At 43.8% G+C, this 14785-nt stretch carries 11 protein-coding genes, 2 tRNA genes and 2 riboswitches; of the genes, 4 read left to right on the top strand and 9 right to left on the bottom strand.

Going from position 1 to position 14785, the window contains the following annotated elements; translation table 11 throughout:
• Nucleotides 1-91: 91 nt before the first annotated feature.
• Nucleotides 92-208, bottom strand: a riboswitch (SAM riboswitch).
• Between the two features lie 84 nt (nucleotides 209-292).
• From trxA to IDJ77_RS19325, 5 genes are all read right to left on the bottom strand, one after another.
• Nucleotides 293-613, bottom strand: coding sequence for a thioredoxin (gene trxA, locus IDJ77_RS19305; RefSeq protein WP_191190629.1), 321 nt, complete (start codon nucleotides 611-613; stop codon nucleotides 293-295).
• Nucleotides 614-618: 5 nt separating this feature from the next.
• Nucleotides 619-1053, bottom strand: coding sequence for a hypothetical protein (locus IDJ77_RS19310; RefSeq protein ID WP_191190630.1), 435 nt, complete (start codon nucleotides 1051-1053; stop codon nucleotides 619-621).
• 11 nt (nucleotides 1054-1064) lie between these two features.
• Nucleotides 1065-1138 (bottom strand) — tRNA-Cys (locus IDJ77_RS19315).
• A 6-nt stretch (nucleotides 1139-1144) separates the two neighbouring features.
• Nucleotides 1145-1327: a histone H1 gene (locus IDJ77_RS19320; RefSeq protein WP_191190631.1), complete on the bottom strand. Its 183-nt coding sequence runs from the start codon at nucleotides 1325-1327 to the stop codon at nucleotides 1145-1147.
• 255 nt (nucleotides 1328-1582) lie between these two features.
• Entirely contained in the window at nucleotides 1583-2479 is an 897-nt protein-coding gene (locus tag IDJ77_RS19325; protein WP_191190632.1) for a PIG-L family deacetylase, read from the bottom strand.
• A 387-nt stretch (nucleotides 2480-2866) separates the two neighbouring features.
• Between IDJ77_RS19325 and IDJ77_RS19330 the strand changes: the two genes are divergently transcribed.
• Both IDJ77_RS19330 and IDJ77_RS19335 read left to right on the top strand, forming a co-directional pair.
• Nucleotides 2867-3985, top strand: coding sequence for a cysteine desulfurase family protein (locus IDJ77_RS19330; protein WP_191190633.1), 1119 nt, complete (start codon nucleotides 2867-2869; stop codon nucleotides 3983-3985).
• Between the two features lie 9 nt (nucleotides 3986-3994).
• Nucleotides 3995-4066 (top strand) — tRNA-Cys (locus tag IDJ77_RS19335).
• Nucleotides 4067-4154: 88 nt separating this feature from the next.
• On the opposite strand, the gene IDJ77_RS19340 is transcribed toward IDJ77_RS19335, so the two are convergent.
• On the bottom strand, nucleotides 4155-4514 hold the full coding sequence (locus IDJ77_RS19340; RefSeq protein ID WP_191190634.1) for a diacylglycerol kinase family protein: 360 nt from the start codon (nucleotides 4512-4514) through the stop codon (nucleotides 4155-4157).
• 523 nt (nucleotides 4515-5037) lie between these two features.
• Nucleotides 5038-5628 carry a class I SAM-dependent methyltransferase gene (locus tag IDJ77_RS19345; protein ID WP_191190635.1) on the bottom strand — a complete coding sequence of 197 codons (591 nt, stop codon included), beginning with the start codon at nucleotides 5626-5628 and terminating at the stop codon, nucleotides 5038-5040.
• Nucleotides 5629-5866: 238 nt separating this feature from the next.
• Nucleotides 5867-5975: riboswitch (SAM riboswitch) on the top strand.
• A gap of 389 nt (nucleotides 5976-6364) precedes the next feature.
• Between IDJ77_RS19345 and IDJ77_RS19350 the strand changes: the two genes are divergently transcribed.
• Nucleotides 6365-9553: a SusC/RagA family TonB-linked outer membrane protein gene (locus IDJ77_RS19350; RefSeq protein WP_191190636.1), complete on the top strand. Its 3189-nt coding sequence runs from the start codon at nucleotides 6365-6367 to the stop codon at nucleotides 9551-9553.
• 5 nt (nucleotides 9554-9558) lie between these two features.
• Nucleotides 9559-10998 (top strand): SusD/RagB family nutrient-binding outer membrane lipoprotein, encoded by a 1440-nt coding sequence (locus IDJ77_RS19355; protein WP_191190637.1) that lies wholly within the window; start codon nucleotides 9559-9561, stop codon nucleotides 10996-10998.
• A 106-nt stretch (nucleotides 10999-11104) separates the two neighbouring features.
• Here the strand turns inward: IDJ77_RS19355 and IDJ77_RS19360 are convergent, their stop codons facing one another.
• Complete coding sequence (locus IDJ77_RS19360) at nucleotides 11105-12475, bottom strand: HmuY family protein (protein WP_191190638.1); 1371 nt, start codon at nucleotides 12473-12475, stop codon at nucleotides 11105-11107.
• 41 nt (nucleotides 12476-12516) lie between these two features.
• Nucleotides 12517-14775, bottom strand: a complete 2259-nt coding sequence (locus IDJ77_RS19365) for a TonB-dependent receptor (protein WP_191190639.1) — start codon at nucleotides 14773-14775, stop codon at nucleotides 12517-12519.
• Nucleotides 14776-14785: the final 10 nt, after the last annotated feature.

Below are 14785 nucleotides of genomic sequence, written 5' to 3' on the forward strand. Positions count from 1 at the left end.
ATTTTTTTAATGTTACAATTTGCTTTAGTAACTTATCTCAAAAAACAGAAGACATAACGGACAAAGCTATCGAAGCTTTTAATTTATAGTCATCTTATCTTTCCCCAATTAAATGGAGCAGGAATTAGCACCTTTTACAAGCTTTAAAAAGCCGGTACAGGTTGCTAAGACGTCGTAGGGCCTTTCCCTCTGTCTTTCTGGATAAGTTATAAAAGAACTAAATGATGATGCAAATATATTATTAATTCTATTAATCCTATAGATTTTATATAATTAATTGTAAAATTAAGTTTTATAAGAGTTGTTTACTCAGTTTTTCAACCAGGCATTTCTTGGGGACCGCCCCGATCTGCTTGTCTACTATCTCGCCATTCTTAAAAAACAGCATGGCGGGAATGTTTCGGATACCGTACTTTTTTGAAGTTTCCGGGTTTTTCTCGGCATCTATTTTTGCTATGATGGCCACGTCTTTATAGTCGGCAAAAAGCTCTTCAATAACCGGGCTAACCATTTTACATGGGCCACACCAATCGGCCCAAAAATCCAACAGTACCGGTTTTTCAGCTTTAATCACCAGCTCATCAAAATTTGCATCAGTTATAGTTACAGACATATTTTTTAATTTAAAGCCAGATCCTCAACAGGTACATCCCAGTGCGCCAAAAGCAGTTCAAAACGGTGTTGTTCGGCCTTTTTATACGCTTCCTCATCGGGGAACAATTGTTTTTTAAACGGATCGGTTATACTGTAGTCGAACGCCAGGTGTTCATTTTTAAAGGTTAAGACCACTTTAAAATCCCACCGGCTATCTTCGCTGCTGTGTATTAAGGGCGCTTCCGCGCGGATACTTAATACATCGCCTTTCTCCAATAGCTTTTTTAAAAGCGGGTAATGGTTCTTTTTCCAAAGTGCAATAAATTCTTCGGCATGCCCCCATTTTACCCTATAATAGTTCTCTATCGTAAATGAGCCAATTGCCGTTTGCGCAAACAATTTATGCTCGGCCAAAGTAAAAAATGTAAAGATCATAGCGCTCGTGATTACTTTTTTCATACCCTATTTAATGGAGGTCAGAAGCGGATTTGAACCGCTGTAGAAGGTTTTGCAGACCCTTGCCTAACCGCTCGGCCATCTGACCATTTTGCTACTTCTTGCTGCTGACTTTAAGCTCGGATACTTCCTGCCTTATTTCCTGTGCCACTTTTTTTATTTGTTGTAAACTGTTTCTCAGCCTGGTGCCAGCCGCATGGTTATCATTGTTATAAAATTTATCCGCATCCTGCTCTGCATTGGCTATCAGACTTTTTAATTGTGCAAACTTTGCCATAAATAATTGTGTATAAGAGATTTTGTAAATAAAAGACAATTAAGGAAGGAAATTAATGAAGGCTGCGGCAGCGCCACAGAAATTTATTGGAAACGATAACGGATCAACCGCAACAACAGCAGAATGCTGCTTTGCTGTAAAGATTTAAAAATATAAAAAGGCTCCGTTTGCTCATTGTATATATTATCTATAGATTTTATAGAGATTCAAAAGTATAAATGTTCTCTCTAAAATCAAAATAATTTATTTATTATTTTAGTATGTTTTAGATAGATAAGGGGTACGCTTCAATTCGTTAAACAACTTCCTGCATTTCTCCAGGCCTGCAGGAGCGTTCTGTTTAAAAAACCAAAATTGTTCCAGATCCCCTTCATTCATTGTCATTTGGGTAACACCCTGCGATTTATGTTCGGCTATGTCCCAGTTGGCAATAACCTTATAATTAACCCGGTTATGGTAGCTAAAGCTTTCTGTTCTGTCGATGCCAAAAGAGGCTGTATCTGTAAGCACCTGCGTTTGGGCATAGTCGCCCAGCTGCGTAAATTTAAACTGCGGCGCTGTTTTATTAGTTAATAAAGCACCTAATATAACCGGCCTTTCTGTAAGGGGTAAGTCGCGCAGTACGTCTAAAGCAAGTAATGCCGCCGCTTTATGCTGGCCGTGGGTTTGCGGCTCGGGTAACATACAAAACACAAAATCATACTGTTGAGTAGTCAATATTTTCCTTAATTTTTTTCGTACGGCTGCTACCTTCCAACAGCTATCCATGGGCTGTTTTTCATTTAGTGTATATTTAGTATCACCCTGATCGGCAAAGTAATAGTTAGATACGCCTAAAATGTGTCCCGCCTTCATTAGCTCCTGCTTACGTATGCGTGGCAGGCTTTGCCTGCCGGTTTTTTCATCGGTAAGTGCGCTACCATAATAGTTCTCTGCAAGGGTAGCATATTTATACCCGGCCTCGCCGTTGGTGATCACAAACAGATCTACCTGCCCATGTTGCTCGTTGGCAATTTTGTACAGCGTAACAGAAATAGTGGTTTCATCATCCGGATGAGCGATAACTACCAGTACCCGTGGCCCCTTAAAATTAGTTTGTGCAATAGCCAACTCGCAGCTAAAAAGTAAAAACAGGAACAGAAAAAACCTCATATGCAGTACTCAAGATATATTAATAAAAAAGAAAGAGCTCCTGATGGGCAGGAACTCTTTACAACCAATTATAAACCTAAATGAAGAGAAGACTATATAAGAACAATTTGAAAAACTAAAAAATCACTTAACTAAGTTTTAAAATCGTTGCGATGCAAACATAAAAATAATCTACTATTTCTATAGGATTTATAGAATTAATTCTACTTTTGCTTTGTGATAAGTATTTAGGTCTTATTTTTTGTTGAGTTGATCTACAGAACCCTTGTTCGCAGGGGTTCTTTTAAAAATCTATATTATGAAAATGTACTTGTTCTGTTGTTGTTAAATCTCCCCTCCCCCGTCGTTCGACCGTATTCAATTATTGTTTTATTTCATTTTAATATCATGGGTATTTATTTAGACAATGCTTCGTCTACCCCAATTCATCCAGACGTTTTTAGCGCTATGGCGCCTTATTTAACAGAACATTTTGGCAACGCCAGCGCAAACCACAGCTATGGCCGAAAAGCAAAGGAAGCTATCGAAAATAGCCGGGATACTATTGCAGCATTACTAAAAGTGCCTGCAGATACCGTCGTTTTTACATCAAACGGCACTGAAGCAAACAACATGGCGTTGACCACCGCGATAGCCTGGCAAGGTATCGATCACATCATCACTACGCCTTTTGAGCACGCCGCCATTCTGCAAACGCTTGGCGTGCTTCAAAAGAAACATAACGCGAGAATAAGTTTTTTGAAGACCGACCGGATAGGCCGGCCTGACCTTAACCATCTGGAATACCTGTTACGAACCAATACGCGTAATTTGATATCGGTAAGGCACGCTAATAACATTACCGGCCTGGTAACCCCGATAGCAGACATTGCCGAACTCGGGCACAAATACAGCGCTACGGTTCATTCAGATACGGTCCAAACCATCGGCAGCTATGCTCTTTATCCCGAAAGGTTAAAACTTGATTTTGCATCTGCATCGGCAAATAAATTCCATGGGCCATTGGGTGCAGGGTTTTTAGTTAACCGTAGCGGCAAACGGATTAACAAACTCATTTATGGCAACAGCCCGGAACAACAAGCAGGTACCGAAAACGTGCCTGCTATTGTTGGCCTTGCAAAAGCCCTGGAAATTGCCTATTGGGATATAGAGAACACCCATCGCTACATCAACAGCTTAAAAATTACACTGATCGCTAAACTACATGAATTGGTTCCGGGCGTGCGGATAAACGGAGGAAAACCGGAAGAAAGCCTGCCGGGAATTTTAAGCGTTAGTTTTCCGCATTGGGGCGGGCGGCCTTTGAGCGACTATCTCGATGATCTTGATATTACCGTTTCGGGCGGTTCCGACTATACTGCACAATCTATCCCTGTTTTTAAAGCGCTGGGAATACCAACAGGCATGGAAACCATCCGGTTCTCGTTCAGCTATAAAAACACAGTAACGGAGATTGACGAAATGGTGGCAGGTATAGCAACCGTACTAAAACAAGCGGCAGCTTAAACCGATAATGGTGGAGTGGCCGAGTGGTTAGGCGGAGGTCTGCAAAACCTCAAACGACGGTTCGAATCCGTCCTCACACCTCAAAATATGAAAGCAATTGTAGTAACCGAATTTGGAGATAGTTTTGATTTTAAACTGGCTAATTTTCAGGCCCCAAGTATTATTCAGCTCATTTTAACAGATAAGGCAAGTAAATGATGGCGGCGCACACCGCCGCTACAATACATATAATAAGCACTGCCCCGGAGGCCAGATCCTTTACCTGGCCAATCAAAGGGTCCTGTTCTCTGGTAACCTGGTCTGCTAACTTTTCTATAGCGGTATTGAAGATCTCTGCCATCCATGCCAGGCCAATCAGTATCAATGTGATCAGCCATTCGGTTTGAGTAACTTTCAACAAACTATTTACAATAACAACGGTAATAGCCGCGACGAGATGAAAGATCATGTTGTTTTCATATCGAAATGCCAGCCATATTCCATTTATAGAATACTGATAACTGGTTAGGTGTTTCTTAATTTTGTTCATGCTGGTTTCGGTGTGATGGATGTCTATTTAAAAACATGTGAGAGGTAGACAATAGCGTAAGTGCCTACACAAATTACCGTTTTTAAATTTAGCGAAGCTAAAATATTCTGCTTAGGGGCCTTATTCCTAAAAGCGTAATTTCCGATCCCCCAAAACACAATAGAAATACCTATGTCCTTAAGATCAAACCGCCCGTTTGTAATATGGAGAAGTTGGAGTATCTCCAAACCAACAGAAAAAACGAGCGGAATAAACACACAATATATTCGCCGGTTCCTCAGCTTAATGTAATACGGTTTTGAGGTGAGCGTTATGCAAAACACCCATAACCCCTCGGGTAAGGAATAAACAACTATATCATTTATAGGGATAAAGTGAACCATATTTGCCTTCCATGCAGCGTAGGTATCAAAAGATATAATACTGATGAGCATCTCATTAACCACTGTTTTTTCTGTGCGGTAAAACAAGTAGATAAACAGGCTTATGAGCAGCGATACAGCGATATACAGGTACTCTTTTTTCACTTCTTTTGATAAATTAAAAGCTTGAAATACGATGCGAAGCCAAAATGAACTTCCTTTAAAAGCCGGAATTTTTTAATCGTGGGGATATCATGGACATGAAAAACAGATTTAAAGTGAAGGAATTTGGAGATGGGTTTAAACGCATGATCGATAAACCTCAGCCAGTTATCGGGGGTGAAATGATTAAGAATAAAAACCTGCCCCTGCGGTTTTAACACTCTTAGTACTTCCGCCATTAGTTGCCCGGGATCATCTACCACAGCAATAACACGCGAGATCACAACAGAATCAAACTGCCCATCATCAAATAACAGTGCCTTTCCGTCCATTTTTAAAAGGCGGATGTTTCCAACGATCTGCTTGCGGGCAAGTTCAAGCATTGCCCCCGATGTATCGATACCTGTAATGCAGTGTTTTTTGTAAAATTTAAAATGAGATCCGTTACCAACCCCTATCTCCAGCAAATTTCCTTCGGGTAAATCATTGGTCTCTTTAAACAGTACTTTCTTTTGCGCCCGCAGAAAAACATCAGCCAGCGGGTAAAAAATGGAGAATGTGTTATAAAAAGATTCGGTTTGTTTACTCATTTTAAATATTCGCTTCGTAAGCCTAGCAAGCTTTGCGACACAAAAATATATTTTTACTTTGAATTTAAAAGTACTTTTTATTTATTATTAAAAAAGTATTCCTGCACGGGAATGCAGCGCTAAATAATTGCAGCTATTGCATGATCATTACCGATAAAAATGGAAATGACAATTAAATTATATAATATCTACCAATTTAGTAGAACTAATTATATATTTGCATCGTAATCGTTCTTAATAATTATCAAGAAAGACTGAGGGAAAGGCCCGATGATGTCTTAGCAACCTGTACGCCATAGGTATAAAGGTGCTAATTCCTATCTGTAGCAATACAGAAAAGATAATGTTCGCAATTATTTGCAATGCCTGTAAAGGTTTTTCATTAGCTCATCAGTTCCTCCCCTACTTTCAGATAGTTGTACAGATCGTTTACCGCATCATCAAATATCTAATGTTATATGAAAACAAACACTACTACCGCTAACCCGAGACCCTGCATCTACACCCGGCCTTTAACTACCAACTATTCTGTCCCTTGCCGCATGTCTTCGATGTGTTGTTGCTGTTAATCTTTCAGCAATTTTGCCGGCGTAAGCAGTTCTGCTAAGCCTGGTTAAACATTACCCTTTCATTCTTTACAATTCAAAAAGCTCGCTGGTTTGTGCCTTTGTACATGCCATAGCCAGAGCTGCATGCATTCGTATTGACTTTTTTTGACCCATACAGTAAACAAATCATGTTTAAAACTTACAAATCATTACTGGCAATTATATTGCTATTCTTAACCCTGCAGCAGGCAAATGCACAGTCTGTAAAAGTAAGCGGTGTGGTAACCGCTAAGTCCGACGGGCAACCGCTTCCCGGTGTTAGCATCGGCGTAAAGGGCTCTGCCAACGGTACCCAAACCGATGTGCTGGGAAAATTCACCATCAACGCAAACGCAAATGATGTGCTGCGGATATCATATCTTGGCTTTGCTACGCTGGAAGTCCCGGTTACGACCAATGGTGAACCACTAAATATCATCTTACAAGACGCTCCTAATTCGTTAAACGAGGTGGTGGTTACCGCGCTTAACATATCAAAAGATAAAAAGTCATTAGGTTACGCCGTACAGGGGCTTAAAGCAAAGGATATATCCGAAGCTAAAGAAAGCAACCTCATCAACGCCTTATCCGGCAAAATAGCTGGTGTACAGGTTACCGGCAGTCAGGGCGATATGGGTTCATCCCGTATAGTTATCCGCGGCGAAACATCGGTATCGGGCAATAATCAGCCGCTATTTGTGGTGGATGGTGTTATTGTAGATAACTCCCAATTTCAGGGTACTAACGGCTCCAGAGATTTCCAAAATGCTATCTCGGATCTAAATTCGGAAGACATCGAATCCATCAGTGTATTAAAGGGCCCTAATGCGGCGGCTCTTTATGGTTATCGTGCTGCTGGTGGTGTTATCCTCATTAAAACCAAAACCGGCAAAGGCGCTAAAGGCCTGGGTATTACTATCAACTCCAACACTTCATTTGCCACCCTCAAGGTATTCCCCGATTATCAGAATGAATTCGGGCAGGGCGCAAACGGTAAATTCAGCTACGTGAACGGTGCCGGTGCCGGTGTAAACGACGGTGTTGACGAAAGCTGGGGACCGGCTTTGAATGGGCAGCTTATTCCGCAGTTCTTTTCGAACGGGCAGCCTGCACCTTTTGTAGCACACCCCAATAACGTACGCGACTTTTTCAAAACGGGCGTTACGTTAAACAATGGCGTTGCTTTGGCGGGAAGCAGCGATAAGTTTGATTACCGATTATCTTATAACAACCTGCACCAAACCGGCGTAGTGCCAAATTCATCGCAGGGCAGAAACTCTTTCCTGTTGAATACCACCTTCCGCCCTACGCCTAAATTAACTATTACTACTATTGCCAATTATATTAAAGATGATGCAGATAATTTGCCGGGCGCTTACGGCAGGCGCGCCACCAGTACCATGCTGCAATTTACCTGGTTTGGCAGGCAGGTAGATATTAACCAGCTTAAAAACTATCGCGATGCCAATGGCAATACATTTAACTGGAATAATAGCTATTATAGCAACCCTTATTTCATCGCTTATGAAAATACCGTTGGCCAACATAAGAACCGCATTATTGGTAGTGTAGAATTAAATTATAAGATCATTGACGGCCTATCTGCCAACTTCCGTACGGGTACCGATTATTATAATGACAGGCGCAAGATCAAAGTAGCTTACGGCACCAACGGCACACCTTTTGGCTCGTATGAAGAAGATGCCTACACCGTAAATGAAACTAATACCGAGGCTCGATTACAATATACTAAAAAGCTGAACAAAGATTTCTCGCTTGATGTATTTGGTGGGGGTAACATCAGCACCATACTGAATGAACAAAACGACCAGATAGCGCCGAAACTGGCGGTAGCGGGTTTGTATACGCTGAGCAATTCGCGCGACCCACTGGTATCATCCAATTATTACGGCAAACTAAAAACCTATAGCTACTTCGCATCGGCTCAACTTGGTTTCAGGAACTACGCATTCCTGAATTTAACGGGCCGTAACGATTGGTCATCTACCTTACCGGCAGCTAATCTATCGTACTTCTATCCATCAGTAAACGGAAGCCTGGTGCTTTCTGAGGCGCTCGACTTGAAGAGTGACGTATTAAGTTATTTGAAACTACGCGGCGGCTGGTCAAAAGTGGGTAAAGCAACTACGCCATATCAACTCAATAATACCTACAACTTTACAGCGCCATTCGGTACAAACCCGCAGCAGAGCGCGGCAAGCATCAGCTTAAACCCAGATCTGAAGCCTGAAACCACAACCTCCGGTGAGGCTGGTATCGAAGCAGGTTTCTTAAATGACAGGATCAGACTGGACCTGAGTGTTTACAACACCAACAGTGTTAACCAGATCCTGAATGTGGATGTAAGCCAAACTACCGGCTACAGCCAAAAGCTGATCAACGGTGGCCGCATTAACAACAAAGGGCTCGAGGTACAATTGGGTTTAACACCTGTTAAATCGAAAGACTTTACCTGGGATGTAACGGTTAACTACTCGCGTAATAAAAGCAAAGTAATTTCTCTTGATAATGAAGGCAAACTACAAAGTTATATACTGGGCACCAACCGCACTGTGCAGGTATTAGCAGCTGTTGGTCAGCCTTATGGTACTTTATTTGGCACTTCGTACACCCGCGATGCAGCGGGCCAAATTATTATTGGTGCCAATGGTACTCCGGTGGTTAATAACACCAAAAAGTACCTGGGTAAATATACGCCGGACTGGCTTGGAAGCATCAACAACAGCTTCACCTACAAAGGCATTAACCTGAGTTTCCTGGTTGACGCACGCATTGGCGGTTCAATTTATTCTAACACCAACCGTACAGGTACTTATACAGGCGTATTAGCCTCTACCCTTCCCGGGCGAGGAGCAGCTAACGGCGGTTTAACTTATTATTATCCGCAGAATAAAACGACAAATCCGGCTCTACAAATAAACACAGGCGCAAGCGCACCGGCCGGTGAAACTGTTTATGATGACGGCCTGATTTTTAAAGGCGTAAAAGCAGATGGCACACCTAATACCACCATTGTGCCTGCACAATCTTACTACAAAGGCTTTACTAACGTCGACGAGGCTTTTGTTTACAGCGCTTCTTACGTAAAACTGCGCGAAGTTAAAATAGGTTACACTTTCCCGTCGCAATGGGTTAAAGGCATCGGGCTGCAATCGGCTACGTTATCGTTAGTGGGCCGTAACCTGTGGATCATCCATAAAAATGTACCCAATATCGACCCGGAGACCGCCTTTAATACCGGCAACGGCCAGGGTCTGGAAGATCTTACCCTGCCAACCGTACGCAACATTGGCTTTAATGTTAACCTTAAATTCTAACGATCATGAAACTTAAATATACAACCATACTATTATCAGGAACCCTATTGCTATCGGCAAGCTCCTGCAAAAAAGATCTGGAAAAGATCAATACAAACCCCAATGCTTCGCAAATTGCACAGCCAGATTATTTGCTGACTGCAGCAACCAAAGCCACTGCCGATACCTACTGGGGAACAGCCAATAACATGGATGCCAGCCTGCTGTTTGTACAGCATTGGGCAAAAATTCAATACACCGACCCTGACAGGTATATTTACACCAATACCGCCTTCCAGGATCTGTGGAGTGTTGGCTATGCTAAAAGCATTGTAAACCTTAACCAGGTAATTAAACTTGCCGATGCACAGGCTAATCCAAATTATAAAGGGGTTGCGCTGGTGCTGCGTTCCTGGGTATTTACATTGCTGACCGATAACTATGGCGATATCCCGTATACCCAGGCTGCTAACATCAGCGAAAACTTAACACCGGCTTACGATAAACAAAAAGACGTTTATTTTGCATTGCTGGAAGATTTGAAAACGGCACAAGCAGCGTTAAATCCTTCGGGCACGCCCATAGCCGGTGATGTGATCTACAGTAACAAAATAGCGTTATGGAAAAAGTTTGCAAACTCTTTACGATTGCGTATCGCTTTAAGGATAGCAGACCGTGAACCCGAAAAAGCAAAGCAGGTATTGGCAGATATACAGGCAGAAGGCAGCGGCTATATCAGTGCTAATAGCGAAACTGCCCAATTGGTTTACCTGGCCTCGCCAAATCAAAACCCGATAAGCAACTTGTTTGATACCCGCGACGACTACCGGATTAGCAAAACAATTGTTGACAAGCTGTTTGCCTTAAACGACCCGCGCCTGCCGGTTTACGCCAGCAAAACCCAGGATGCAACGCCAAATACTTATGTTGGCATACCCAACGGTTTACTGGTTGGCGATGCCAGCAATTTAGGTTTCACCAAAACATCTAAGCCTGGAACTTACTTTTTGGCCCCAAACGCACCTGCAGTGATCATCAGCTATGCCGAGGTGCTGTTTGACCGCGCAGAAGCCGCAGCGCGTGGTTTCACAACCGAAAACGCTGCCGACCTGTACAGCCAAGCTGTCACTGCATCGCTAAAACAGTATGGTATTGCAGACGCCGCCATAGCCACTTATACAGCGCAGCCATCGGTACAATACGATGCTGCAAATTATAAAAAATCAATAGGCGAACAAAAATGGCTTGCCTTATTTGGCCAGGGTTTGGAGGCATTTGCCGAATGGCGCAGATTGGATTATCCGCAGCTACAACCATCCGTGGCCGGCACGCTCGGCGGAAAACTGCCCTCAAGGTTCCTTTACCCGGGTACCGAGCAATCTTTAAACGGAACAAGCTATAAAGCTGCCGTAGCCAACCAGGGTGCAGATGCGCTGACTACCAAACTTTGGTTTGATGTGAATTAATAAACCAATGTCATAACGCTTATCACTCATTAACGTCATCATTGTCCATAAAAAAACGGCCCCAAAAAGGAGCCGTTTTTTCATGAATAGATATTAGGGCGAGAATTTAAGCGCCTTTTTTAACTAACGCATACTCTATCTTCGGATAACCGCGCGTACCGCCATCTGCGGTAGTAAAGCTTACAAACTTGAGTTTGTACACATTGCCCGCAGCATCTTTAACTACATAAAAACGATCTGTTTTTACGCCCACGGTGCCGGTAGTTGCACGCCAGCCAGAACCAATGGTGTTACGGCTTGGGCTAAAAGTAACCGCGCCAATGTTGGCTTCTGCAAATGCATCATAAGTAAATGCAGTGGTTAATACCTCCGCAACCTGTGTGCCGCCTAAGTAATTGGTAAATACCAGGTCGGAGAAAGCATAAGGGGTGGTACCTGTATAATAAATGCTGTAACCCCAGGTGAAATCCCAACGGTCTTTGGCAGGTTCAACGTTAACAGATGTGCCGCTATCGAAATTGATAAAGCTGTAATTATGCGTTGGATCTTTTGCAATGGTGATGGTTTTGAAAGTGGTTTCGTTAAGCTTGGCATATTGCAGGGTGTAACCTGTCGCGTTGCGCAATACGCGGATCTTTTCGAGGTCGGCGGCGGCAGCTGTTGTGCCCGAGCCACCTATGCGGTTAATCACGTATACCTTATTGTCGCCATCTGTTGCAGATACCGCAGGGATGGCAGTTTTTGTCAGATCGCCGTTTACATCGTCATAAATATTGAAGGTACCTAAGCCAAAACCCAGTTGAAGATCGGTAATAGTGATATCGCTTGCAGATACCGCGTTGATATCGGTTTTATTAACAGCTACTACCGATGCAGCAGTTGTGTTGTTCAAGATCACCCTGAAATCGGTGCCGCTGTAAAAGCCGAGGTCCCAACTGTTGCGTTTTACTGATGTTTGATAATTGGCGCTCAGGTCTACATAAACCGAGTTAACAGCGGCCGAACCGCCTTCGCCACCCTCCAATGTTAAAGCCGAACCGGTTGACGTGATAGATGAAAAGCTCAGTACCAGTTTACTTGTGCTGCCAATTACTACCGGAGAGCCGGCAGATTTAACGTTAAACGTAACCGACTCGTTCCCCAGAAGAAAAATGCCTGCTGTTTTTACCAGTTTAATGGTTGTTGAGCTGCTACCAGCCGGGATGGTTGCGTTGATAGTATTAGCTGAAGCGGCTGGTACGGTGGTAAATTCTGTACCGTAAGTAACACCTGTTGATTGCAGATCGATAACTACGGGGATGGCAACATCGGTAGCGCGGCCAAGGCTTAGCACAATCTCTATAGAGGCATCGGCTGCAGAGAGGCCCTGTGTAGCTGCTGAAAAACTCAGTTCATTATCTGGCAAAGCAGGATCGTTTTTTTTACAGGCCGTAGTTATCAGCACAAAGGCTAACAGGAAATAGGATAATTTTTTCATAAAATGTATTAGTTAATTTGTGTAATTATTGTGTGTATGAATTAGTATTTACTGTATTGAAAGGTTAAACCCAAAAAGAATGAGCGCCCGTAACCGATGGGCACCGGGCCACCGGTACTGTGCGCGCCGCCCAGATCGGCCGAGGTGTTATTTACATTGGTTACGTTGAACAGGTTTTTCACGCCGCCCGCAAGGCTGATCCGCGTATTGATGAACTTGTTGATGGTAAGATCTGCGGTGTGGAATGCCGCGCGTTCTGCCCTGTGTATGCTCGTTACACCGCTAACTGTGCGCAATTCATAAGCGGGTAATTTGCCGTTGTATTTGTAAAATAAGCTCAGATCTGTTTTGATCCCCCCGATGTGGTAAAGCAGGGTGCTGTTAACTTCGGGGTACCAGGTAAAGCCGGGCAGCGTATTATCGCTTTCCTGCAGGCGGTTGTATACGCCGGTGTAGGAGAAGCCAAGTTTAGCCTGAAGATTTTTGTAATTGATGGTGTTATCGAAGGTGCCACCCGTAGTTTTGTAGTTATCGATATTGATATAAGTCATCACCGATGGATCGGCAGGATCATAGCCTGTGGTGATGAGGTTGTGAAACTGGTTATAAAAACCACCCGCCGATGACCGGATGTTTACCGCGCCCACATGGTAAGAACGCCATGCCAGCGAGCCATTAAAGCTGTTGGAGTATTCGGCTTTCAGGTTTTCGTTACCACGGATGGAGTGACTGGCATCAAAAAAGTTAAAGTACAATTCGCGCAGGGCGGGCGAGCGGAAACCACGGGCATAAGCCAGGCGCAGATCCAGATCGCCGGAGAGTTTAATTTTTGTGTTTAAGGATGGAATAACCGGCGGCGCATCATAAACTGAATTTTTGCTGAACCTGGCTCCCGGGCGAACGCTGATGGCCGGAGTTAACAAGATCTCCGAAGAAAGGAAAAAGGCATAATCATTTATAACGGGGCTGCCTTTTATCCGCGCACCAGTGCTGCCCGTCAGGTTTATCTCAGTACCTGGTTGTATTGAGATATTATCGGTAAGCTTGTACTGCACCGTACCGCGAAAGAACTTGGCATCAAAGGCTGCTTTATCCTGTTCGCCAACACCCAAGGTGAGCCTGCGGTCGCCTGTAAGTACATCCAGGCTGGTGGTTTGGGTGCGGCGGCTGTAATCGGTATAAGAAGCAGCGCCGTTAAAGCTCAGCCTGTCGTTTAATTGCCACTCCGCCTGCAATTGATGCATCCAGCGATTCGTTAAAAAATGCTGGTCTATCTGTATATTGGTTGATGGGTTTGGCGTACCATCGTTCCGCAGCGTTTCATCCTCGCCATCAAAACGGTACCAAAGGTGCAATTTATTGCTGCGGTAGCCTGCTATCCCGCTCCCCAGTAATTGATCTTTAGGCATCCAGCCCAGCTTTGCCCCGTCAAAATTATTGCGGGTAACATTGCCCGATAGTTGCCAGCCGCTGTGTTCCCAGTTTACTCCTAAATTTTCCTGGTGGGTACCGCTTCCGTCAAATCCTTTATATTTTTTTCCTGCTGTTTCTTCCTGTATCCGGCCAAATACCCGCAGGTTCTCGCCACCGGTGCCACGTTTGGTAATCAGGTTTATTACACCGCCCAGCGCATCGCTGCCATAATTTACCGACATGGGGCCTTCTACTATCTCTACGTGATCAACCGTGTTAATATCTATCTGGTTAAGGCTTTCGCGTGTGTCGCCCCTATCCAGTAGTGGGACACCATCCAGCAAAATTTTCACCCGTTGGCCCGATACCCCCATCAGCGATATATCTGAGGTGCCCAGCGTAAGATCGTTTGTAAAGCGGATGCCCAGTTGATCGGTAAGGATATCCTGTACTTTGGATGGATTGCGTAAGCGGATCTGCTCGCTGGTGATGGTACGCACCATATAAACCGAGTTTTTTAAGGACTGCGGCGCATACTGGCCGGTAACCACCACATCTTTTAGTTGCAGAGCGGTAATCGTTAATACCACTTCGGGCTGTGTGGATGTTTTGCCCGCTTCTATAGTTACATTAAATGCTGTTGTAGCTGCCCCCAAAGCCTTAAGCTGCAGCACGTAGCTACCCGCCTTCACGTTAATAATGTATTTGCCGTTGGCCTGGGTACTTGCCCCATACGGCGAATTAAGCAACAGCACGGCCACCCCTGCTGCGGGTTTACCATCGCTTGTTTTTACATCGCCCTGCAACGTGCCATAATTCGTTTGAGCATGTATGATTTTTTGGAAGACGAATAAGAAACAAAAAAGAATCGTAAAGTATTTTATCATTATTTAGACT

Source organism: Mucilaginibacter pankratovii (assembly GCF_014773265.1).
Classification (GTDB): Bacteria; Bacteroidota; Bacteroidia; order Sphingobacteriales; family Sphingobacteriaceae; genus Mucilaginibacter; species Mucilaginibacter pankratovii.

Coding starts and splice junctions, on each gene's coding strand:
- IDJ77_RS19320 (WP_191190631.1), bottom strand. CDS start 1,327: ATGGCAAAGTTTGCACAATTAAAAAGTCTGATAGCCAATGCAGAGCAG.
- IDJ77_RS19355 (WP_191190637.1), top strand. CDS start 9,559: ATGAAACTTAAATATACAACCATACTATTATCAGGAACCCTATTGCTA.
- IDJ77_RS19310 (WP_191190630.1), bottom strand. CDS start 1,053: ATGAAAAAAGTAATCACGAGCGCTATGATCTTTACATTTTTTACTTTG.
- IDJ77_RS19340 (WP_191190634.1), bottom strand. CDS start 4,514: ATGAACAAAATTAAGAAACACCTAACCAGTTATCAGTATTCTATAAAT.
- IDJ77_RS19360 (WP_191190638.1), bottom strand. CDS start 12,475: ATGAAAAAATTATCCTATTTCCTGTTAGCCTTTGTGCTGATAACTACG.
- trxA (WP_191190629.1), bottom strand. CDS start 613: ATGTCTGTAACTATAACTGATGCAAATTTTGATGAGCTGGTGATTAAA.
- IDJ77_RS19350 (WP_191190636.1), top strand. CDS start 6,365: ATGTTTAAAACTTACAAATCATTACTGGCAATTATATTGCTATTCTTA.
- IDJ77_RS19365 (WP_191190639.1), bottom strand. CDS start 14,775: ATGATAAAATACTTTACGATTCTTTTTTGTTTCTTATTCGTCTTCCAA.
- IDJ77_RS19330 (WP_191190633.1), top strand. CDS start 2,867: ATGGGTATTTATTTAGACAATGCTTCGTCTACCCCAATTCATCCAGAC.
- IDJ77_RS19345 (WP_191190635.1), bottom strand. CDS start 5,628: ATGAGTAAACAAACCGAATCTTTTTATAACACATTCTCCATTTTTTAC.
- IDJ77_RS19325 (WP_191190632.1), bottom strand. CDS start 2,479: ATGAGGTTTTTTCTGTTCCTGTTTTTACTTTTTAGCTGCGAGTTGGCT.